This window comes from Streptomyces sp. YJ-C3 (genome assembly GCF_053891275.1).
On record NZ_CM132685.1, the window covers coordinates 3,908,029 to 3,927,393 of the forward strand.

Genomic DNA, 19,365 nt, shown 5'->3' on the forward strand with positions numbered 1-19,365 from the left:
GCGAGCGTCGCTCATGGGGGGCATGCTCGGAGCACGGTCACTCGGCGTCGTGGAAGACGAGCCCCAGCGTGTGCCGGCGGCCTGTGCGGACCGTGCTCACGCCGTGCCGCATGGGGCCGTTCGCCCAGCCGCGCACCGAGCGCACCGGCCGGTCCCGGGTCGTGAACACCAGCGCGTGCCCCCGTGTCAGGGTCGTCGCGAAGCCCCGCGACTGGGCGCGCGGCCGCTGCTCGGTCATGAGGAACTCGCCGCCGCGGTAGTCCACGCCCGGTTCGTCGAGGCCGATCACGACCTGGAGGGGGAACACCAGCTCGCCGTACAGGTCCCGGTGCAGGGCGTTCCAGTCGCCCGGCCCGTAGCGCAGCAGGATCGGCGTCGGCCGGGTCTGGCCCGCCGCGTGGCAGTGCTCCAGCCAGGTGCCGAGGTCGTCCGGCCAGGGCGCGGGCCGGTTCAGCCGCCGGGCCCAGGACCGCGCGATCGGCAGCAGCCGCGGATAGAACGCGGCGCGCAGCTCCCGGACCGGCTCGGGCAGCGGGTGACCGAAGTACCGGTACTGGCCCCGGCCGAACCGGTACCGGGCCATGTCGACGGTCGAGCGGAACCGTGCCGCGTCGTCGTAGAGAGCGGCGACGGACCGGCACTCGTCCGGAGCGAGCACCGGCCGCGACGTCAGGGCGCTGCCGAACTCGTCCAGTTCTCCCGCGAGTTCGGCCCAGTCGAGGGCGTCGAGCCGGTCCTGTGCCGTGCCGAGAGAGGTGCTGGTCATGGGAGGCGTTCCTGTTCCACTCGCACAAGGGTCGGTCCGGGACCGTGCGTCCGCTGACGGTCTCCACACTGGTCGCGGCCGCGCGAGGATGCCGGCGGAAATCGGACGCGGAGTCCGGTGAGGTAGTGTGACCGGGCCCAACAGCGCCACGAGGGAACGAGGAGGTGAGTCCGATCACCGCTGTGTCAGGTCGGGAGCTCCCTTCTCCTGTCGTACGAGCCCTCCGTTCGCTCTGAGCGGGACGGCGGCCGTGCGGCGCCCGGGAGCCCCATCGGTATCCCGAGAGGTCACCCACCAGCCATGTCGCTTCCGCCGACAACCCCGTCGCCCCGTTCCGTGCCGTCCTCCGATGTCCCCGCAGACCCTTCGCCGGTCGTCGCGACCCTGCGTGCCGCGGGCTGCGTCTTCGCCGAGGACGAGGCCCGCGTCCTGCTGTCCAGCTCCCGGGACGCGGCCGAACTGACCGCCATGGTCGAGCGCCGCGCCGCCGGACTGCCCCTCGAACACGTGGTGGGGTGGGCCGAGTTCTGCGGCCTGCGCATCGCGGTCGACCCAGGCGTCTTCGTACCCCGCCGCCGCACCGAGTTCCTGGCCCGCCAGGCACACGCGCTCACCCCGCCGGGCGCCGTCGTCGTCGACCTGTGCTGCGGGAGCGGCGCCGTCGCCGCCGCGCTCGCCGACCTGCGCCCCGCGCGGCTGCACGCGGCGGACCTCGACCCGGCCGCGGTGCGCTGCGCCCGGCGCAACATCGAGCCGCTCGGGGGAGAGGTCCACGAGGGGGACCTGTACGAGCCGCTGCCGCCCGAGCTGGCGGGCCGGGTCGACATCCTGATCGCCAACGGCCCGTACGTCCCCACGGACGACGTGCCGCTGCTGCCGCCCGAGGCCCGCGACCACGAGCGGCGCATGGCCCTGGACGGCGGCGCCGACGGACTCGACATTCTGCGCCGGGTGGCCGCCGGGGCGCCGCGCTGGCTGGCGCCCGGCGGCCGGCTGTTCGTGGAGACCAGCGACCGCCAGGCCGCGGCCGCCGAGGCGGCCGTCCGCTCCGCCGGTCTGCGGCCACGGGTGGCGCAGGACGACGACCTCTACGCGACGGTGATCATCGCGACGCGCGCCTGAGGGCCCGTTCCCGGAGGGCGGGGCGTCGCCCGCGAGGGCGCCGGGCTCACGTTCCGAAGGACACCCGCACGTCCTTGAACCCCAGTGAGCGCAGCAACCCCTTCAGCATGTCGGTCGTGTTGCGCTCGGCACGTCCGGTGAGGCCACTGTCCCGCGCCGCCTCACCGATGTGCCGGGCGGCGAGCTTGCGCACGGCCCGCTCGTCGTTCGGGTTGTCGGAGAACAGGTCCCCGAGCCGGTCGAGGAGACCGCGCTGCTTCGACACGGCGTAGGACCGGTCCGTGTCGAGCGCGGGGTCGCCCAGCCGCGCATGCGGCAGCTTGAGCGTCGCCGACGTCCGCTCGTCGTTCACCTTCACGTCCCCGGAGCCGACCTTTCCGAGGTCCACGTACGCGTCCACGCTGCCGGCCCCGATGTACAGGGTCCGGGTCCCGCGGATCGCGTCCGGGAGGTACTTGGTGTCCTTCTCCAGGTCGACCACGACCTGGAAGTTCCCGGACGCGGCATCGTAACGGCTCAGATCTCGCACCGACTTGAGCAGCGCGGGTCCCGACCGGTCGTGCGTCTCGGTGCCGAACACGTCCAACCGGTCCACCAGGCGCAGCCCGGTGAAGACGAGCACCAGCACCACGACAAGTACACCCACGGCTTTCGCCCAACGGGGCAGTGGCAGAGCCCTCGACGTCATGACGGATACCTCCCTTCCCAGGAGGTCTAGTTCCACCGTATCGACGGATCACGCCTTGGGCAGCGCCCCGGGCGTGCGGACGAGCCGGTCGCCCGACACCCGGGACCACCACACTCCCTCGCCGCGCGTGAGACCCGGCAGGGCCAGTTCCATCTCCCGCACCCTGCGCGCCGTCAACTCCCCGGTGATCAGCCACGTCTCCCGGCCGCCCGTGGTCTCACCGAACTCGGCTCCGAGTGCGGACAGTCGGGCGGTCACCGGTGCGAGCGTGTCCAGCGGCACCTCGACCTCGAAGGAGTGCACCGGCTCGAAGACCCGGGTCCCGGCCCGCTCCAGGGCCCGGCGCACGACGAGCGCGGTCACGGTCCTGAAGTCGCCGGCGACGCTCACGGGGGAGTCGAACCCCGAGCGGATCAACGTCACATGACAGTCCGTCACCGCATGGCCCTGCGGCCCGCCGCGGGCGAGGATCGCGTGCACCGTGTCCTCGATGGCCTGGTGGAACGCCCTGGGGAGAGCGCCCAGTTCGGTCGCGTACGAGAAGACGCGCCCGGAGCCGAGCGGTCCCGGTGCGACCCGGAGCCCCACGGTCGCGGGCAGCCCGGTCGTGCTGCGGTGCCCCATCTCCTCGACCGCCTCACCCGTGCCGGCGGGCCGCTCCAGGCAGCGGACGCGGCTCGACCGGAACTCCGCCTCGATGCCGTACTCCTGGGCCAGAGTGGCCCCGAGGACCTCCTTCTGGACCTCCCCGTAGAGGAGGAGCTCGGTGCTGCCGTCGGGTTCCGGGCGGGCATGGATCAGCGGGTCCTGGTCCGCGAGTTCGAGCAGCGCCGCCCGCAGCGCGGCACCCTGCCCGGGACGGACCGCCCGGGCCACGGTCTCGAGCGTCGGCGGCGCGAACCGCGCCCCGTCACCGGTGAGTTCACCCAGCCGGTCGCCGACGCGGATCCCGGCCGTGGCGCGCACCTCGGCGATCTGGCCGGGCCCTGCGATGTCGCCGCCGGGGCCGACGACCTGGAGCCCGGTGAGCCGTCCGGAGATCCGCTCCGAACCGCCCTCGGCGTCACGCCTGAGGAACGTGACCTTCTGACGTGCCCTCACTTCACCTCCGTACAGGCGCAGATAGCCGATCCGTTCGCCGACGGGCCCGCGCCGCACCGCGAAGACCGTGCCGGTCGGCTCTGCCGGCGCGGGCCCGGACCGTGGGGCAGCCGGGAGGAACGCCCGCACCGCATCCACCAGTTGGGTGACTCCCTGGCCGCCGATCGCCGAACCGAACAGCAGGGGGTGGACCGTGCCGTCGCCGGTCCGTGCCGCCAGCGCGGCGCGCACGGTCGCGGTACTCGGCGGCGGCCCGTCCACCAGTGCCGCCAGGATCGTGTCGTCCACCTCGGCGAGCGTCCGGGCGGCCGCGTCCCGCACCGCCGGGTCGTCGAGAAGGCGGGCCGTGACGGCGGCGCGCGGCGTACCGGCATCCCGTACGTCGCTCAGCGGCACCACGTGCGGGGTCAGCCGGCGGCGGATGTCGTCGAGCAGCGGGGCGACGCGGGCACCCGCCCGGTCGATCTTGTTGACGAACACGAGCGTGGGCAGCCCCATGCGCCGCAGCGTCTTGAGCAGCACGCGCGTCTGCGCCTGCACACCCTCCACGGCGGAGATCAGCAGGACGGCCCCGTCGAGCACCGCGAGGGCCCGCTCGACCTCGGCGATGAAGTCGGAGTGGCCCGGGGTGTCGATGAGGTTGATCTGGGTGTCGCCGACGGTGAACGCCGCGACGGCCGAGCGGATCGTGATGCCGCGCTGCCGCTCGATCGCACCGGTGTCCGTGCGGGTGTCGCCGCCGTCGACGCTGCCGAGCCGGTCGATGGCACCCGTGTCGAACAGGAGCCGCTCGGTGAGGCTGGTCTTACCGGCGTCGACGTGGGCGAGAATGCCGATGTTCAGGGTCGTGCGAGCCTGCGGGGTCTGCATGGAAGGTCGAGTCCTCGAAAACGATGGTCCGGCGGGGTCGCTGAACTGCTTCGAGGAATCGGCGCATGCGGGTCTCCTGAACGGCGAAAGGTGTGACCCGCCTATGGTGCGCAGCGGGTCACGGCGCGGCGCAACTCAATTTTCCGGGACGGTGAACCGGCGGACGTAGCGCTTCTGCCACGGTGTCTCCACGGCGCGCCGGTCGTAGTTCCGGCGCACGTACGCGACGGCCTCGGCGGCCGGCACCCCGTCCAGCACCGCGAGGCAGGCGAGCGCCGTCCCGGTCCGGCCCCGGCCGCCCGCGCACGCCACTTCCACGCGTGCGTCGGCACACCGCCGCCATGCTTCGTGCAGGACGGCGCGGGCGCGCTCGGCATCGGACGGCAGCCGGAAGTCCGGCCAGTGCAGCCAGGCCGACTCCCAGTCCACGGGCGGCGGCCGACGGCCGAGGAGGTACACGCCGAATTCCGCGCGCGGACCGGGCGGCAGCGGGGCGCGCAGCCCCCGGCCGCGCACCAGCCGCCCCGAGGGCAGGCGCAGCACGCCGGGCCCGTCCGGCTCCCAGGTCATCGCGCCTCCTGCGCGGCGGAGAGCAGGAACGCCGCCAGACGGCGCGCCCGCCCGAACGCGTCCGGGAAGACATCCAGACCGTCCGAGACCAGCGCACCCTCGTGCAACAACATCAGCGAACGCCCCAACTCCCGTGCCGCGTCCGGCGATACGTCCTGGGCGAGCCGGGTGAACAGCTCCAGCGTCCACTGCTTCTGCCCGGCGATCACCGCGTACGCGGGATGTGCCGGATCGCTGATCTCGGCGTGCGCGTTCACCATGCTGCAGCCCTTGCCGCTGTGGGCCGCCATCCACTCCTTCGACGCGTCGAAGACGGCCAGCACCCGCTCGGACGGGCTGAGCGCGGCCGGGTCGTGGTGCGCCGCGAGGAAGGCCCGCCAGCGCGCGTCCCGCGTGGCCAGGTAGTCGACGACGATCTGCTCCTTGGAGCCGAACCGGTCGTAGAGCGTCTTCTTCGTGACGCCCGCCTCCGCCGCGATCAGGTCGACGCCCACGGCATGGATGCCCCGCTCGTAGAAGAGCCGCGATGCGGTGTCCAGGACGCGGCGCGCGGCCGGGGTGAGGTCGGGGCGGTCCGGATCGACGGTCGGCGGGCCTGAGGTCTTCGTAGGCATGCCTCCAGAGTAAACCGATCTGTATAGTGACGTCAGGTAAACAGATCTGTATACCTCTGCTCGACATCGACATCGACATCGACATCGACATCCGATACCCGCGCTCACAAGGCGGTGCCCACGCCATGAACGTCCTTCTGTCCCTAGGTTTCGTCCTGACCTGGAGCTCCGGTTTCATCGGAGCCAAGCTCGGGGCCGACGAGGCGGCCGCCGTGACCACGCTGATGTGGCGGTTCCTGCCGCTCGCGCTGGTCCTCGGCGCCGTCGCCGCGACGGCGGGGCGGCGCTGGTGGCGCGGCCTGTCGCTCCGCGACGCCGGACGCCAGATCGTCGTCGGCGTCCTCTCCCAGAGCGGCTATCTGCTGACCGTCTACTACGCCATCCAGCTCGGCGTCTCCAGCGGCACCACCGCCCTGATCGACGGCACCCAGCCGCTCGTCGCGGGCGCGCTCGCCGGACCGCTGCTGCGCCAGTACGTCACGGCGCGTCAGTGGCTCGGACTGTGCCTGGGGGTGGCCGGGGTCGCCGTCGTCACCACGGCCGACGCGGGGGCCGTCACCGGCGTCGCCGGGTGGGCGTACCTGATCCCCTTCCTCGGGATGCTGGCGCTGGTGGCGGCGACGTTCGTCGAGAGCCGCTCGCCCGCGCCCGTCGAACCGATGGCCGCCCTGACCGTGCACTGCGCCACGAGCGCCGTGATCTTCACCGCCCTGGCCGCCGCCACCGGTGGCACGGCGCCGCCCGCCGCGCCGTCGTTCTGGCTGGCGATCGCCTGGCTCGTGGGCCTGTCGACGTTCGGCGGCTACGGCCTGTACTGGATCGTGCTGCGCCGGCGGGGACTGACGCAGGTCAACACCCTGATGTTCCTGATGGCGCCGGTGACCGCGGTATGGGGAGCGCTCATGTTCGGCGAACCGTTCGGCGTGCGCACCGTGCTCGGGCTCGCCCTGGGGCTCGCCGCGGTCGTGGTCGTCCAGCGGGGCGCGGCAGGTCGGCGGCGAACTCCCGCGGCCCGCTACTCCTGATGTCCGGCGGTGACCAGGTGCCGATTGGGGCGCACGGCAGCCTCGGCCAGCTCGGGCACCTCCGCGACCACGACGCCCGCCCCGGCCAGCACCCCGATCCCGTCGGCGCCCGGCACGAACGTGTCGGGCTCCCGCCACGCCGTCACCACCCGACGCACCCCCGCGTCGACGATCAGCCGCGCGCACGGTTTCGGCCGCGACGCCCGGCGGGCGCACGGCTCCAGGCTGCTGTACACGGTGGCGGTCGCCAGGCGCGGATCGTCGGCGGCGAGCTTGCCGAGCGCGGCCTCCTCGGCATGCACGACCGGGTCGCCGGCCTCCCGGGAGTGGCCCCGCGCGAGTTCCGTGCCGTCGGCCGCCACGATCACCGCGCCGACGCTGAACGCGGTCTCGGACGGCGGGCAGTCGGCGGCCAGCTCGCAGGCGAGCCGCAGCCAGTGCCGGTCCGCCGCCGTCGCCGCGTCCGTGGCGCCGGGCACGGTCGGCGCGTAGCGCGTCACGATCACGTCGCCCACCTGCTCCGAGTCCAGGAGCCGCATCCGCCCGCGCGGGCCGCCCGGATAGGCGCCGGGCCCGAACAGCCGTGGCGCGTCCGGCGCGCCGACCACCAACGGCGCGACGGCGAGCCGCAGTTCGTCCGCGAACCCGAGCTGCAGCAACTGCGTGTGCACCCGCGCCCCGCCCTCGACCATCAGCCGGCCCACGCCCCGCGCGCCGAGGTCGTCGAGCAGCGCCGCCCAGTCGACCACCGGGCCGAGCGGCACCACGTCCGCCACCTCGCCCACGCGGCTGCGGGCCGGCGGGGCGCCCTCGTCCGTCGTGTACAGCAGCCGCTCGCCCCCGGTCGTCCAGAACGGGTCCCCGGGGTCCAGGTCACCGGACGCGCTGACCGTCACCTTCAACGGGTACGCGGGGCGCCCCTCGCCGACCCGCCGGGCACGCCGCTCGGCGGAGTTGACCAGCAGCCGGGGCCGGTCCGCGCGCAGCGTCCCCGCGCCGACGAGGATCGCGTCGCTCGCGGCCCGCACCGCGTCGACCCGGTCGAAGTCCTCGGGCCCCGACAGCAGCAGCCGCTCGGGCCCGGTGTCGTCGAGGCAGCCGTCGAGCGAGACGGCGGCGGACAACAGCACGTAAGGGCGGGACATGGCGGCTCCGTGACCTGGGTGGCGTACGCCCCGACCCTACCGAGGCGCGGGCGGTGTCCCGTCGCCGAAGGGCCGCCCGCCCAGCCGCTCACGTCCGTGCGGCGCCCGCCAGCCCGAGAGATCCGGCCCCAGCGGCACGATCCCCGTCGGATTGATGCCCGAGTGCACCTGGTAGTAGTGCCGCTTGATGTGGTCGAAGTCGACCGTGTCGCCGAAGCCCGGCGTCTGGAACAGATCCCGCGCGTACGCCCACAGCACCGGGTCCTCGGTGAGCTTGTTCCGGTTGCACTTGAAGTGGCCGTGGTAGACGGCGTCGAAGCGCACCAGCGTCGTGAACAGCCGCACGTCCGCCTCGGTGATCGTGTCGCCGACGAGGAAGCGCTGCCCCGCCAGCCGCTCGGACACCGCGTCCAGGCGTGCGAACACATCCCGGTACGCGTCCTCGTACTCGCTCTGCTTCGTCGCGAACCCGGCGCGGTACACGCCGTTGTTCACGTCCCGGTACACGTCCTCCATGACCGCGTCGATCTCCTCGCTCAGCGGCTCCGGATACAGATCGGGAGCGCCGGCGCGGTGCAGCGCGGTCCACTCGGTCTCCAGGTCCAGGGTCAGCTGCTGGAAGTCGTTCGTGACGAGCTCGCCGGACGGTACGTCGACGATCGCGGGCACGCTGACACCGCCCGGATAGCCGGTCTCCCGGGCGTCGTACGCCTCGCTGAGGTAGCGGATGCCGAGCACCGGGTCGCGGTCGTCCGGGTCCAGCGTGAACCGCCAGCTGCGGTCGTCCTGGATCGGATCGGTGACGGCCAGGGACAGCGCGTCCTCCAGGCCGAGCAGCCGCCGCACCACCAGGGCGCGGCTCGCCCACGGACAGGCGAGGCTCACGACGAGCCGGTAGCGGCCCGCCTCCACCGGCCAGCCGTCCCGGCCGTCGGCCGTGATCCGGTCCGCGAAGTGACTGCGGGACCGCTTGAAGCCCTTCTTTCCGTACGCGTCGTTGCCGTTCACGGAGTCTCCCTCCAGAGCCGGATCCATGGGTGGGCCACGGTGTCGAGCCTGCCCGGGAAACGGCCCCCGTACCACCGCACCGCGAGCGCCGGCCGGCGCCCGGTGAGAGGCTCGCAGGACCTGGGGCACCCCGGAACGCGGGGACGTCCCGCGCGGACCACGGAAGGCGCAGGCATGACGACCCTCACCGGCACCTACCTCACCCTGGACGACGGGCGCCCCGCCGTCCGCCTGACCCGGACCTACGCGCGGCCGGTCGAGCGCGTCTGGCGGTACGTCACGGACCCGGCCGAGCTGCGGCACTGGTTCCCGTCCCCGTTCCGGGCGGACGAGCTGAAGCCCGGAGCCACCGTTCTCTTCTCCGACGCCCCGGACGCGGCGCAGCAAGGGGCTACCGGCACCGTCCTCGCCGCCGACGCCCCGCGCAGCCTCGCCTACACCTGGGGAGGCGACGAACTCCGCCTCGGCCTCGAACCGCTCGACGACGGAGGCACCCGTCTCACCCTCACCAATGTCCTGGAGACGGCCGACGGCGCCGCACGCAACGCCGCAGGCTGGGAGGTCTGCCTCACCGCCCTCGACGGAGCCGACCGCGGCCAGGCCCCCGACGGGCCGCACACCGGGGCGAGCGCGCCGTGGAAGGAGCTGTACGACGCCTACATCACCGCCGGATTCCCCTCCGGCGCACCGGTGCCCGGCCTCGACGACCTGACCTGAGGCGGCCACACGCCCGGCTCCAGAATCCCCAACGCGTAAGCGCGGGCTACCAGTTCGGTCCGGTTGGACGCGCCCCAGCGCTGCGACAGGCGCCGCAGGTGGTACGTGACACCGTCGGTCGTCAGACCCGTCTCACGCGCCGCCCTGGCCGTCGTCGCGCCCGCCGCGAGCAGCGCGAGGATCCGCTCCTCGTTCGGATGCAGCACCACCGGGGCCGGCGCAGGACGCGGCGCGGACTCGCCCGTCACCCGCAGCATCACCAGCAGATCGGGCAGCGCGTTCGGGGTCTCGCTCACCGGGTCGACCGTCAGCTCACCGCTGCGCCCCGCACCGTCGGCGGCCCGCCAGGTCACCGCAACGGTGTAGCGCGAACGGCGCCGCAGCTTCAGCGCCTCGACGATCCGGTCGACCTGCGTGCCGTCGCGCGGCGCGAACAGCTCCAGCAGGTCGCGGCCCTTGAGCCGCCCCGGGGTCGTGCCCCACTCGGCGGCGAGCGCGGCGTTGACGATGCGCACGACCCCGTACGGGTCGCACACCGCCACCGGCATCGGAATGCGGTCGAAGAGGACCATCGCGCGATTGCGCCACACCACCGCGTCCACCGGCCCGCACCTGCCTCTCGTCCCTGCCACGAATGCGGGCCGGGCACAAGCCCGCCACGCCGTCACCCGCTACACAATCATGTAGCGGAGCGGCGCTGACCAGCGGGGGAGCGGGATCAAGCTGGAAGCGCCGATCCCCCCACCCGCGAAAGGCAGTTGCCGCACCATGCCGCACCCCACGCTGCTCCCGCCGCCCCCCACCGACGGCCTTCCGCTCATCGACATCTCCGCCACCGGCCCGGGCCCCGCCCCGCTGCAGCAGGTCATGGGCCTGATGCGCGAGCACGGCCCGGTCCTGGTGCGCCGCCTGCACGGCCGCGACGCGCTGTTCGTCGCCGACCTCGACCTCGTCACCGAACTCGCCGACGAGTCCCGCTTCACCAAACACATCGGTCCCGCCCTGGAGAACGTCCGCGCGTTCGCCGCCGACGGCCTGTTCACCGCCTACAACGACGAGCCGAACTGGGCGCGCGCCCACGACATCCTGATGCCCGCCTTCGCGCTCGGCTCCATGCGCAGCTACCACCCGGTGATGTACCGCGTCGCCCGCCGGCTCGTCGACGCCTGGGACCGGGCCGCCCACGACGGCCGCCCCGTGGACGTCCCCGCAGACATGACCCGGATGACGCTCGACACCATCGGACTCGCCGGATTCGGCTACGACTTCGGGTCCTTCGCCGGCACCGAACCGCACCCGTTCGTCGAGTCGATGGTGCGCTGCCTGGAGTGGAGCATGAAGCGGCTCGCCCGCACCCCGGGCGGCGACCACACGGCGGCCGACGCCGCCTTCCGCACCGACGCCGACTACCTCGCACAGGTCGTCGACGACGTCATCACCGCCCGCGTGCGCGGCGGCGAGCAGCACACCGACGACCTGCTCGGTCTGATGCTGACCGCCGAACACCCGCAGGGCGGCGGCACGCTGGACACCGCCAACATCCGCAACCAGGTCATCACCTTCCTGATCGCCGGACACGAGACGACGTCCGGCGCGATGTCCTTCGCCCTGTACTACCTCGCCAAGAACCCGGCGGTCCTCGACCTCGTCCGCCGCGAGGTCGACGACCTGTGGGGCGACACCGCCGACCCCGAGCCGGACTTCGACGAGGTCGGCCGGCTCACCTACACCCGGCAGGTGCTCAACGAGGCGCTGCGCCTGTGGCCCACGGCGGCGGCGTTCAGCCGGGAGGCCCGCGCCGACACCCTGCTCGGCGGGCGCGTGCCCGTGCGCGCCGGACAGGGCGTCACCGTGCTCACCCCGATGCTGCACCGCCGGCCGGTGTGGGGCGACAACCCCGAGCGGTTCGACCCGAACCGGTTCACGCCCGAGGCCGAGGCGGCACGCTCACCGCACGCCTTCAAGCCCTTCGGAACCGGTGAACGCGCCTGCATCGGCAGGCAGTTCGCGCTCCACGAGGCCACCATGCTGCTCGCGATGCTGGTGCACCGCTACCGGCTGCGCGACCACGCCGACTACCGGCTCACGGTGAAGGAGACCCTCACCATGAAACCGGACGGCTTCACCCTCGAACTCGCCCCGCGCACCCCCGCCGACCGCCGTCATACTCCGCTCCCCGGCCACACCGCGGCGCCCGAACAGGTCCGCGACACGACGGAGCTGCCGGTACAGGTCCGGCCCGGAACACGCGCCCTGTTCCTGCACGGCAGCAACTACGGCACCTGCCGGAGCCTGGCCGCCCAACTCGCCGACGAGGCCGCCGCCCTCGGCTGCGCGACCGACGTCGCCCCGCTCGACACCTACGCGGGAGCACTGCCCACCGACCACCCGGTGATCGTCGTCGCCGCCTCCTACAACGGACAACCCACCGACGACGCCCGGGAGTTCATGACCGCCCTGGACCGGGCCGCGGACGGCTCCCTCGACGGAGCGGTGCACGCCGTGCTCGGGGTCGGCGACCGCAACTGGGCCGCCACCTACCAGCACGTCCCCACCCGCATCGACGACCGCCTCACCGCCCTCGGCTCCGAGCGGCTCTGCGAGCGCGCCGCCGCCGACGCCTCCGGCGACCTGACCGGCACCGTGCGCACCTTCACCGCCGGACTGCGCGCCGCACTCCTGGAGCGGTACGGCGACCCCGACGCCACCGGCACCGGGCCCGCGCCCACGGCGACGTACGACATCCGCGAGGTCACCGGCGGCCCCCGCGACCTCGCCGCCGCCCGGCACGGACTCGCCCCGCTGACCGTCACCGAGGCCCACGACCTCACGGCCCCCGGCCACCCGCGCACCAAGCGGTTCCTGCGGCTCGCGCTGCCCGACGGGCAGACCTACCGCACCGGCGACCACCTCACCGTGCTCCCGGCGCACGAACCCGCCCTCGTCGACCGCGCGGTGCGCGCACTCGGCGTCGACCCGGACACCCTGCTCGACATCCGCACCGACCGGCCACGCCGCGACACGCTCCCCGTCGACCGCCCTCTGACGGTCCGTGAGCTCCTGTCCCGGCACGTCGAGTTGCAGCACCGCCCCAGCCCCGATCACGTCGCCGCGCTCGCCGCCGCGAACCCCTGCCCGCCCGAGGCCGCCGCGCTCGCGGCACTGCCCGCCGACGATCCTCGGACGTTCCTCGAACTGATCGAGGACCACCCGGCCCTGCGCGGCGCCCTCACCTGGCCGCAACTCATCGACCTGCTGCCCCCGTTGAAGCCGCGCCACTACTCGGTCTCCTCCAGCCCGGCCCTGCTGCCAGGCCACGTGGACCTGATGGTGTCCGTGCTCGACGCGCCCGCCGCCTCCGGCACCGGCCGCTACCGGGGCACCGGCTCCACCCACCTGGCGGCCCTGCGCCCCGGCGACACCGTCCTCGGCCGCGTCCAGCCGTGCCGCGACGCCTTCCGCATCCGGCCCGACGCCCCCGGACCCGTCGTTATGATCGCGGCCGGAACAGGACTCGCACCGTTCCGCGGCGCGATCGCCGAACGACTGGCAGCGGCCGGCCAGGGCGACCGACTCCCGCCCGCCCTGCTCTACTTCGGCTGCGATCACCCGGACCGCGACCTCCTGCACGCCGACGAACTGCGCGCCGCCGACGCCGCCGCGGCTATCTCCCTGCGCCCGGTCTTCAGCGAGGCCCCCGTCGACGGACACGCCTTCGTGCAGCACCGCATCGCCGCCGAGGGAGCCGAACTCTGGGCACTGCTCGACGCCGGTGCCCGGGTGTACGTGTGCGGAGACGGCGCCCGGATGGCGCCGGGCGTCCGCGCCGCGTTCCGGGACCTGTACCGCGCGCACGTGCCCGGCGCCGACGTGACCGCGGCCGAACAGTGGCTCGCCGCACTCGTCGTCGACGGCCGCTACGTGGAGGACGTCTACGGGGGCTGACGGCGCAGGAGAACCTCAGTTCGCCCCGAGGTCCGCGCTCAGCCAGTGCTCCGGATGCAGCTGCACGAGGAGCAGGCCCTCGGGGCCCGACCTGCGGAAGGAGTTCTCCACGTACCCGGCCAGCACCTCCGGCGCCAGGTACCGGCCGGCGACCTCCTTCAGGTCGTCGGCCGTCGCCGTACGCAACGCCACCGGCCCCTCCGCCGCCACATAGCGGTACGACGGCTCGACACGCTGCACCAGGAACGTGCACCGCCCCGCGGCCGCCAGCAGATGCGCCTTGCGGCTGTCGCGTCCGGTCACTGCGGTGAACGCGCCACCCGGCCGGTACGCGTACCAGATGGGCACGTTGAGGGGACCCCGGCCGCCCCGGGCGTCCACCGCGACGCACGCGGGATGCGTGGCCGCGAGGAACTCGTCGCGCTGTTCTTTCGTGAGCGGCATGAACTCTCCTTGGAGAAGCGCGAGTTGTGGTGGTGCCGGCGCCTGCCTGCTGCTCGGTCTACTTGGCGGGCATCTTGAGCTTCTGGCCGACCCGGATCAGATTCGGGTCCGCGATCCCGTTGAGCCTGGCGATCTCGCCGTAGCGGCTCGCGCTGCCCAGCTTCGACTGCGCGATCCCGGACAGCGTGTCGCCCGCCCGGACCGTGTACGCCGCCGGGGCCGCCGCCTTGCGCGCCGTGGCCGTCGCCGCCTTCTTGCGGGGCGCGGCGGCCTTCTTCGCGCCCGCCTTGCCGACTCCGTGCCCGGCGAGATAGGCGAGCGGATCGGTGTGCCCGTTGTACTCGTTGCGGGTGCGGGCCTCGAAGTGCAGATGAGGTCCGGTGACATTGCCGGTCGCGCCCGAGAGCCCGAGCCGCTGGCCACCGGTCACCGACTGGCCGGTCTTCACGTCCAGCGAGTTCAGATGGGCGTACAGCGTGAAGCGGCCGTCGCTCATCTTCACGATCACCGCGTTGCCGTACGCGCCCTGGTTGCCCGCCGTCACGACGGTGCCGGGCCCCACGGACTTCACGGGCGTGCCGGTGGGGACCGCGAAGTCGACGCCGGTGTGGAAACCGGCCGCCCAGCCGCCGGGCTGGCGGTACTTGGCGCTGACGCGGCCCTTGTCGACGGGCATGCTCCAGGTTCCAGTGCTCATGGTTCCGTTGTACCGGCCGCACCCCGGTACCGCATGCGGCGGACCGCCCGCCCTGTCCCGGCGGCAAGCCTCCGACCTGCGGCGGAGCCGAATTCTTTCTAGGCTCCGAGACATGGCAGAGCCGATGAGCGCGGATCAGTTCGCGGCCGCACTGCGCGCCGAGGGCGGGTCCGTCACCGAGTGCGGGAACTGGCGCGACCACCACCGCAACGCCAAGGGGGCCTGGGGCCCGGTGAACGGCGTCATGATCCACCACACCGTCACCCGCGGCACCGAGGCGACCGTGCGACTGTGCCGCGACGGGTACGAGGGGCTGCCGGGCCCGCTGTGTCACGGCGTCATCGCCAAGGACGGCACTGTCCACCTCGTCGGCTACGGCCGCGCCAACCACGCCGGCCTCGGAGACCCCGACGTGCTCAAGGCCGTCGTGGCCGAGACGGAACTGCCGCGGCGGCAGCAGGCCACCGTCGACGGCAACCGGCATTTCTACGGCTTCGAGTGCGAGAACCTGGGCGACGGCAAGGACCCGTGGCCCGCCGCTCAGCTCGACGCCGTCGAACGGGCCGCCGCCGCGCTCTGCCGCCACCACGGCTGGAACGCCCGCTCCGTCATCGGCCACAGCGAGTGGCAGCCCGGGAAGATCGACCCCACCGGGTTCACGATGGCGTCGATGCGGAGCCGTATCGACGCCTGTCTCGCAGATCGCCCGAGGTAGGTCCCGCGAAGACCACTCCTGCCGCCGGGCTAGCGCGATGGCCGAACTGGCCGCAGAATCAGACGTATGTCCTTTATGTCCGCGGGTGTGACGTGGCTCGGACTCGGCCTGACGCTCACTACGGCCGGTCTGGTGACGTATGGCCTCGCGGCGCTTCCCTGTTCGGCCTCCGTCCGCCAGGAGGACGCCGAACTGGTCTGCCGCCCGGCGCGGCGGACGGCTCTGGGGCTGGGGGCGCTGGGGGCTGCGGCCTTGGTCGTGGGAACGGTCCTGCTCGTTCTCCATGTGACGGATTTCCGCTGAGCGCAGACAGACAGATCGAGGCACACAGGTAGGCGTACGGAGCAGGGCCGCGTCGACGACGCGACCCCACCGCCTGGCGTGTCAGTCCTCCCCGCCGCCGTAGGGGCGGGTGATGACTTCCATGCCATGGCGCACCGGATCCATGAAGTACACGCCGCGACCGCCGTCGTTGTGGTTGATCTCGCCCGGCTGCTTTCCGTGCGGATCGGCGTAGTACGTGATACCGGCGTCCTTGATGCGCTGGAAGATGCCGTCGAACTCCTCCTCGGTGACGAGGAAGGCGTAGTGCTGGGTGACGATGGACTCTGCCGGAATGGACGCGAAGTCCAAGGTCACACTGTTACTCAGGTCGAGGGCGACGAACGGACCCCATTCGGCCCCGACGTCCAGACCCAGGATGTGGGCCAGGAACTCGGCGGATTCCCGGTTGTCCCGGGCGTGCACGATGGTGTGGTTGAGCTGAACTGCCATGGGGGATTGCCTCCAGAAGGCAACTCCGGCACCTCCATGCCTCACCCGGACGGTGACCGGCACGCGATGCTGCCGCGGATACTAGGCACACCGCGGGCCGGTCCGCCAGTTCTTTCGGGCCGGACGGGCTCAGTCCAGGGCCAGCTCCGGGTTGTACATGTCCAGCCACAGCGCCAGGTCAAGGGTGCGCTCCAGGCCACGCCGTGAGGCCTGGGTGATCTGGGGTGCCTCACGGTGCGCGGCGCGGGCGACGCGCGCGTGGTCGACGAGGTCGAAGACGCGGTGCGAGGGCCGGGAGAGCAGGTCCTTCGCGTGGTCCTGGAGAGCGACCGCGTACTTGGGGTCCTGCGTCGACGGGTAGGGGCTCTTGACCCGGTCGTACACCGACTTCGGCAGCACGTCCGCGGTCGCCTCGCGCAGCAGACTCTTCTCCCGGCCGTCGAAGGACTTCAGCGCCCACGGGGTGTTGTACACGTACTCGACGAGCCGGTGGTCGCAGAACGGCACCCGCACCTCCAGACCCACCGCCATGCTCGCCCGGTCCTTGCGGTCCAGCAGGACCCGCACGAACCGGGTCAGGTGGAGGTGACAGATGCGCCGCATCCGGTACTCGAAGTCGCTCTCGCCGTCGAGACGCCGGATGCCCTTGACCGCGCCCGCGTAGCTGTCGGCGACGTAGCCCTCCAGGTCGAGCCGCTTGCCGAGGTCGGGGCGGAGCACGTCCGCGTCGTCACCGAAGTGCCGGCCCATCCGCACCAGCCAGGGGAACGTGTCGGCGTTGCGTGCCTCCTCGTCGAAGAACTGCAGATAGCCGCCGAACACCTCGTCCGCCGACTCGCCGGAGAGGGCGACCGTGGAGTGCTCGCGGATGGCGCGGAACAGCAGGTAGAGCGAGGCGTCCATGTCGCCGAACCCGGCCGGGATGTCACGGGCCCGGATCACCTTGGCCCGCACCTCCGGGTCGGCCAGCGCATGCGAGTCGAGCACGATGTCGCGGTGGTCGGTGCCGGCCGAGCGCGCCACGTCGTGCACGAAGGGGGTGTCGGGTGTGCCGCGCAGCTCGTCCGCGACGAAGTTCTCCGCCTGACCGACGAAGTCGACCGCGAAACTCCGGACGGTCTCGCCCTGCCCGGCCAGCTGCCGCGCCGCGATCGCGGTCATCGCCGAGGAGTCGAGACCGCCCGACAGGAGCGTGCAGCGCGGCACGTCCGAGACCAGCTGGCGGCGCACGATGTCGTCGAGCAGGCCGCGCACCGTGGCGATGGTCGTCTCCCGGTCGTCGGTGTGCGCCCGTGTCTCCAGCGTCCAGTACGCGCGGCGGCGCAGCCCGGACCGGTCGACGGTGACGACGGTGCCCGGCTCGACCTCGTGCATCCCGTCCCACACGGCATGTCCGGGAGTCTTCACGAACGTGAACAGTTCGCGGAGTCCCTCGAGGGTGACCCGGCCCCTGGCGAGCGGGTTGGCGAGGATCGCCTTCGGTTCGGAGCCGAACAGCACGCCGTCCGCGGTCTCGTAGAAGTAGAAGGGCTTGATGCCCATCCGGTCGCGGATCATGAGCAGCTTGTCGACGCGTCCGTCCCACACGGCGAAGGCGTACATGCCGTTGAGCCGCTCGGGCAGTTCCTCGCCCCATTCGAGGTAGCCGCGGAGCACCACCTCGGTGTCCGAGTCGGTCCTGAACTCATGCCCGCGAGCGGCGAGTTCGGCGCGCAGCTCGGTGTAGTTGTACGTCTCTCCCGAGTACACCAGAGCGACCGTGCCGCTCGGTGTCGTCGCGGTCATGGGCTGCCGGCCGCCCGGCAGATCGATGATGGCGAGCCTGCGGTGACCGAGCGCCGCGGGACCCTCGATCCAGGTGCCGCGGTCGTCGGGGCCGCGGCACTCCATCGTCCGCGTCATCGCATCCAATGCGTCGGCCGAGGCCCGCAGGTCGCGGTCGAAGGAGACCCAGCCGGTGATGCCACACATATGCTTCCTCCTGCTTCCCGTTCCGCCGTGGGCAGCCGGACACGGCCGCGTTGACCTGCGGTGACGCAGGCGCGGGTGCCGTCGGGGCCGAGTCGGTTGTACACGGCATCTATATGTCGAGCGTGTGTCATGGCGGCGGGCCGGGTCAACGCGGCCGTAACGTGCCGGGCGGCGCGACCCGGAGGATTTCGGCCGCGCCGCGCCGGACCGGCCGGAGTGATCCCCTTCGCAAATCCCTTGCTGTGCGGGCTTCCCGGCTTCGGTTGCCTCGGGCGACCAGTGCGATCCGGCCATCGGCAAAGGTTTGATCAATCCTGCCGGCATCGTCGGCGGATGACTCCCTGGGAACGCGCGGAGCGACTCGACGCCGACCGCTTGGCCGACGCCCTGTGCGCGCGGACGGGGACGCGACTGACCGCGGAGGGTCCTGTTCCGGCGGGCAGGTGGGCGCTGCGGCCGGCCTGGGCGCACATGCGCCTGCGCATGACGGACCGGACGATCCGTCACTTCACCCCCGACGAGGTGGAGCACTGGCTCGACCTCGCCGAGCGGCGCCTCGACTGACCCGCGCCGCACCGGCCGTCTCGCTGCGGTACGTGTGCCCGAGCTCGGGCCCGAGGCCGAAGTAGTGGCGGAAGTTGTAGACGAGCGGACTCCACGCCACCGGGTCGATGTGGTCGGTGCCGGGCACGACGATGTCGGACGTGGCGTGCACCTGGCGCACCGCCGCCTCGACGACGACGAAGTCATCGCCCGTGTCGGGCCGTACGGCCATGGCCCGCGCCTCCAGTTGCAGCGGGCACTCGGCGACCCGCGGCGGCCGCACCGCGACCGACGGCTGCGGCGTCAGGCCCGCCGCCGCGAACTTGTCCGCCTCGAAGCGGCAGCCGCGCGGCTTCGAGGCGGGCACCGGGTCCCGGCCGGTGAGCGGGGCCAGCCGCTCGACCGCCTGCCACAGGCCGGGCCCCGGCAGGCTGACCACCACATCGGGGCGGGTCGCCAGGTTCCGTGCGGTCTGCCCCTCGGCGCCGAGCCCCAGCACGAGCGTGCGGCCCAGCGCCCACGCCGAGGACATCGGGGCCAGGTTGAACGTGCCGTCCGGATTCTCCGTCGTCAGCAGCACCACGGGCGTGCCGAAGTACAGGACGCCCGGCTCGACGGACAGATGAGGCAGCGAGGTCGCGGTGGTCATG

Annotated in this window: 20 protein-coding genes; 7 read left to right on the forward strand and 13 right to left on the reverse strand. The window is 72.7% G+C overall.

The genetic code is table 11. The features are described from left to right. Nucleotides 1-37 precede the first annotated feature (37 nt). On the reverse strand, nucleotides 38-766 hold the full coding sequence (locus ACVHNB_RS17210) for a 2OG-Fe(II) oxygenase (RefSeq protein WP_456228525.1): 729 nt from the start codon (nucleotides 764-766) through the stop codon (nucleotides 38-40). Between the two features lie 300 nt (nucleotides 767-1,066). Here ACVHNB_RS17210 and ACVHNB_RS17215 point away from each other — a divergent pair, with 300 nt between their 5' ends. Next, on the forward strand, nucleotides 1,067-1,888 hold the full coding sequence (locus tag ACVHNB_RS17215; RefSeq protein ID WP_456228526.1) for a putative protein N(5)-glutamine methyltransferase: 822 nt from the start codon (nucleotides 1,067-1,069) through the stop codon (nucleotides 1,886-1,888). Nucleotides 1,889-1,934: 46 nt separating this feature from the next. Here the strand turns inward: ACVHNB_RS17215 and ACVHNB_RS17220 are convergent, their stop codons facing one another. The 4 genes from ACVHNB_RS17220 to ACVHNB_RS17235 form a co-directional block, all read right to left on the reverse strand. Further along, the gene (locus tag ACVHNB_RS17220; RefSeq protein WP_428950271.1) at nucleotides 1,935-2,576 is read right to left on the reverse strand and encodes a DUF4230 domain-containing protein; all 642 of its coding nucleotides are present in this window, start codon (nucleotides 2,574-2,576) and stop codon (nucleotides 1,935-1,937) included. Between the two features lie 48 nt (nucleotides 2,577-2,624). Next, a complete protein-coding gene (gene otr(A) / locus ACVHNB_RS17225) occupies nucleotides 2,625-4,547 on the reverse strand; it encodes a tetracycline resistance ribosomal protection protein Otr(A) (RefSeq protein ID WP_456228527.1) in 1,923 nt (640 codons plus the stop codon). Nucleotides 4,548-4,682: 135 nt separating this feature from the next. Beyond that, nucleotides 4,683-5,117 (reverse strand): protein-tyrosine phosphatase family protein, encoded by a 435-nt coding sequence (locus ACVHNB_RS17230; RefSeq protein ID WP_428950269.1) that lies wholly within the window; start codon nucleotides 5,115-5,117, stop codon nucleotides 4,683-4,685. After that, the gene (locus ACVHNB_RS17235) at nucleotides 5,114-5,731 is read right to left on the reverse strand and encodes a TetR/AcrR family transcriptional regulator (RefSeq protein WP_428950268.1); all 618 of its coding nucleotides are present in this window, start codon (nucleotides 5,729-5,731) and stop codon (nucleotides 5,114-5,116) included. The genes ACVHNB_RS17230 and ACVHNB_RS17235 overlap by 4 nt, the downstream gene beginning before the upstream one ends. A 125-nt stretch (nucleotides 5,732-5,856) precedes the next feature. On the opposite strand from ACVHNB_RS17235, the gene ACVHNB_RS17240 reads away from it, so the two are divergent. Continuing rightward, nucleotides 5,857-6,756, forward strand: a complete 900-nt coding sequence (locus tag ACVHNB_RS17240; RefSeq protein WP_456228899.1) for a DMT family transporter — start codon at nucleotides 5,857-5,859, stop codon at nucleotides 6,754-6,756. Here the strand turns inward: ACVHNB_RS17240 and ACVHNB_RS17245 are convergent. Continuing rightward, entirely contained in the window at nucleotides 6,747-7,901 is a 1,155-nt protein-coding gene (locus ACVHNB_RS17245; RefSeq protein ID WP_456228528.1) for a dihydrofolate reductase family protein, read from the reverse strand. The genes ACVHNB_RS17240 and ACVHNB_RS17245 overlap by 10 nt on opposite strands. Nucleotides 7,902-7,937: 36 nt before the next feature. Next, complete coding sequence (locus ACVHNB_RS17250) at nucleotides 7,938-8,936, reverse strand: glutathione S-transferase family protein (RefSeq protein WP_456228529.1); 999 nt, start codon at nucleotides 8,934-8,936, stop codon at nucleotides 7,938-7,940. A 147-nt stretch (nucleotides 8,937-9,083) separates the two neighbouring features. Here ACVHNB_RS17250 and ACVHNB_RS17255 point away from each other — a divergent pair, with 147 nt between their 5' ends. Then, on the forward strand, nucleotides 9,084-9,626 hold the full coding sequence (locus ACVHNB_RS17255; RefSeq protein WP_456228530.1) for an SRPBCC family protein: 543 nt from the start codon (nucleotides 9,084-9,086) through the stop codon (nucleotides 9,624-9,626). Here ACVHNB_RS17255 and ACVHNB_RS17260 read toward each other — a convergent pair. Continuing rightward, complete coding sequence (locus ACVHNB_RS17260) at nucleotides 9,566-10,198, reverse strand: PAS domain-containing protein (protein ID WP_428957431.1); 633 nt, start codon at nucleotides 10,196-10,198, stop codon at nucleotides 9,566-9,568. The genes ACVHNB_RS17255 and ACVHNB_RS17260 overlap by 61 nt on opposite strands. 196 nt (nucleotides 10,199-10,394) lie before the next feature. Here ACVHNB_RS17260 and ACVHNB_RS17265 point away from each other — a divergent pair, with 196 nt between their 5' ends. Beyond that, entirely contained in the window at nucleotides 10,395-13,571 is a 3,177-nt protein-coding gene (locus ACVHNB_RS17265; protein ID WP_456228531.1) for a cytochrome P450, read from the forward strand. 15 nt (nucleotides 13,572-13,586) lie between these two features. On the opposite strand, the gene ACVHNB_RS17270 is transcribed toward ACVHNB_RS17265, so the two are convergent. Further along, the gene (locus tag ACVHNB_RS17270) at nucleotides 13,587-14,015 is read right to left on the reverse strand and encodes a pyridoxamine 5'-phosphate oxidase family protein (protein ID WP_456228532.1); all 429 of its coding nucleotides are present in this window, start codon (nucleotides 14,013-14,015) and stop codon (nucleotides 13,587-13,589) included. Nucleotides 14,016-14,073: 58 nt separating this feature from the next. Continuing rightward, nucleotides 14,074-14,712 carry a peptidoglycan DD-metalloendopeptidase family protein gene (locus ACVHNB_RS17275; RefSeq protein WP_428950262.1) on the reverse strand — a complete coding sequence of 213 codons (639 nt, stop codon included), beginning with the start codon at nucleotides 14,710-14,712 and terminating at the stop codon, nucleotides 14,074-14,076. A gap of 124 nt (nucleotides 14,713-14,836) precedes the next feature. Between ACVHNB_RS17275 and ACVHNB_RS17280 the strand changes: the two genes are divergently transcribed. Both ACVHNB_RS17280 and ACVHNB_RS17285 read left to right on the forward strand, forming a co-directional pair. After that, nucleotides 14,837-15,427, forward strand: a complete 591-nt coding sequence (locus ACVHNB_RS17280) for an N-acetylmuramoyl-L-alanine amidase (protein WP_456228900.1) — start codon at nucleotides 14,837-14,839, stop codon at nucleotides 15,425-15,427. A 66-nt stretch (nucleotides 15,428-15,493) separates the two neighbouring features. Continuing rightward, entirely contained in the window at nucleotides 15,494-15,730 is a 237-nt protein-coding gene (locus tag ACVHNB_RS17285) for a hypothetical protein (RefSeq protein WP_428950261.1), read from the forward strand. 81 nt (nucleotides 15,731-15,811) lie between these two features. On the opposite strand, the gene ACVHNB_RS17290 is transcribed toward ACVHNB_RS17285, so the two are convergent. Both ACVHNB_RS17290 and asnB read right to left on the reverse strand, forming a co-directional pair. Further along, nucleotides 15,812-16,201 carry a VOC family protein gene (locus tag ACVHNB_RS17290; protein ID WP_456228533.1) on the reverse strand — a complete coding sequence of 130 codons (390 nt, stop codon included), beginning with the start codon at nucleotides 16,199-16,201 and terminating at the stop codon, nucleotides 15,812-15,814. Between the two features lie 129 nt (nucleotides 16,202-16,330). Further along, the gene (gene asnB / locus ACVHNB_RS17295; RefSeq protein WP_428950259.1) at nucleotides 16,331-18,172 is read right to left on the reverse strand and encodes an asparagine synthase (glutamine-hydrolyzing); all 1,842 of its coding nucleotides are present in this window, start codon (nucleotides 18,170-18,172) and stop codon (nucleotides 16,331-16,333) included. A 333-nt stretch (nucleotides 18,173-18,505) separates the two neighbouring features. Between asnB and ACVHNB_RS17300 the strand changes: the two genes are divergently transcribed. Continuing rightward, nucleotides 18,506-18,736, forward strand: a complete 231-nt coding sequence (locus ACVHNB_RS17300; RefSeq protein WP_456228534.1) for a hypothetical protein — start codon at nucleotides 18,506-18,508, stop codon at nucleotides 18,734-18,736. Here the strand turns inward: ACVHNB_RS17300 and ACVHNB_RS17305 are convergent. After that, nucleotides 18,681-19,364: a flavin reductase family protein gene (locus tag ACVHNB_RS17305; RefSeq protein ID WP_456228535.1), complete on the reverse strand. Its 684-nt coding sequence runs from the start codon at nucleotides 19,362-19,364 to the stop codon at nucleotides 18,681-18,683. The genes ACVHNB_RS17300 and ACVHNB_RS17305 overlap by 56 nt on opposite strands. Nucleotide 19,365 lies beyond the last annotated feature (1 nt).

Coding starts and splice junctions, on each gene's coding strand:
- ACVHNB_RS17210 (WP_456228525.1), bottom strand. CDS start 766: ATGACCAGCACCTCTCTCGGCACGGCACAGGACCGGCTCGACGCCCTC.
- ACVHNB_RS17215 (WP_456228526.1), top strand. CDS start 1,067: ATGTCGCTTCCGCCGACAACCCCGTCGCCCCGTTCCGTGCCGTCCTCC.
- ACVHNB_RS17220 (WP_428950271.1), bottom strand. CDS start 2,576: ATGACGTCGAGGGCTCTGCCACTGCCCCGTTGGGCGAAAGCCGTGGGT.
- ACVHNB_RS17230 (WP_428950269.1), bottom strand. CDS start 5,117: ATGACCTGGGAGCCGGACGGGCCCGGCGTGCTGCGCCTGCCCTCGGGG.
- ACVHNB_RS17235 (WP_428950268.1), bottom strand. CDS start 5,731: ATGCCTACGAAGACCTCAGGCCCGCCGACCGTCGATCCGGACCGCCCC.
- ACVHNB_RS17240 (WP_456228899.1), top strand. CDS start 5,857: ATGAACGTCCTTCTGTCCCTAGGTTTCGTCCTGACCTGGAGCTCCGGT.
- ACVHNB_RS17245 (WP_456228528.1), bottom strand. CDS start 7,901: ATGTCCCGCCCTTACGTGCTGTTGTCCGCCGCCGTCTCGCTCGACGGC.
- ACVHNB_RS17250 (WP_456228529.1), bottom strand. CDS start 8,936: ATGGATCCGGCTCTGGAGGGAGACTCCGTGAACGGCAACGACGCGTAC.
- ACVHNB_RS17255 (WP_456228530.1), top strand. CDS start 9,084: ATGACGACCCTCACCGGCACCTACCTCACCCTGGACGACGGGCGCCCC.
- ACVHNB_RS17260 (WP_428957431.1), bottom strand. CDS start 10,198: ATGGTCCTCTTCGACCGCATTCCGATGCCGGTGGCGGTGTGCGACCCG.
- ACVHNB_RS17265 (WP_456228531.1), top strand. CDS start 10,395: ATGCCGCACCCCACGCTGCTCCCGCCGCCCCCCACCGACGGCCTTCCG.
- ACVHNB_RS17270 (WP_456228532.1), bottom strand. CDS start 14,015: ATGCCGCTCACGAAAGAACAGCGCGACGAGTTCCTCGCGGCCACGCAT.
- ACVHNB_RS17275 (WP_428950262.1), bottom strand. CDS start 14,712: ATGAGCACTGGAACCTGGAGCATGCCCGTCGACAAGGGCCGCGTCAGC.
- ACVHNB_RS17280 (WP_456228900.1), top strand. CDS start 14,837: ATGAGCGCGGATCAGTTCGCGGCCGCACTGCGCGCCGAGGGCGGGTCC.
- ACVHNB_RS17285 (WP_428950261.1), top strand. CDS start 15,494: ATGTCCTTTATGTCCGCGGGTGTGACGTGGCTCGGACTCGGCCTGACG.
- ACVHNB_RS17290 (WP_456228533.1), bottom strand. CDS start 16,201: ATGGCAGTTCAGCTCAACCACACCATCGTGCACGCCCGGGACAACCGG.
- asnB (WP_428950259.1), bottom strand. CDS start 18,172: ATGTGTGGCATCACCGGCTGGGTCTCCTTCGACCGCGACCTGCGGGCC.
- ACVHNB_RS17300 (WP_456228534.1), top strand. CDS start 18,506: ATGACTCCCTGGGAACGCGCGGAGCGACTCGACGCCGACCGCTTGGCC.
- ACVHNB_RS17305 (WP_456228535.1), bottom strand. CDS start 19,364: ATGACCACCGCGACCTCGCTGCCTCATCTGTCCGTCGAGCCGGGCGTC.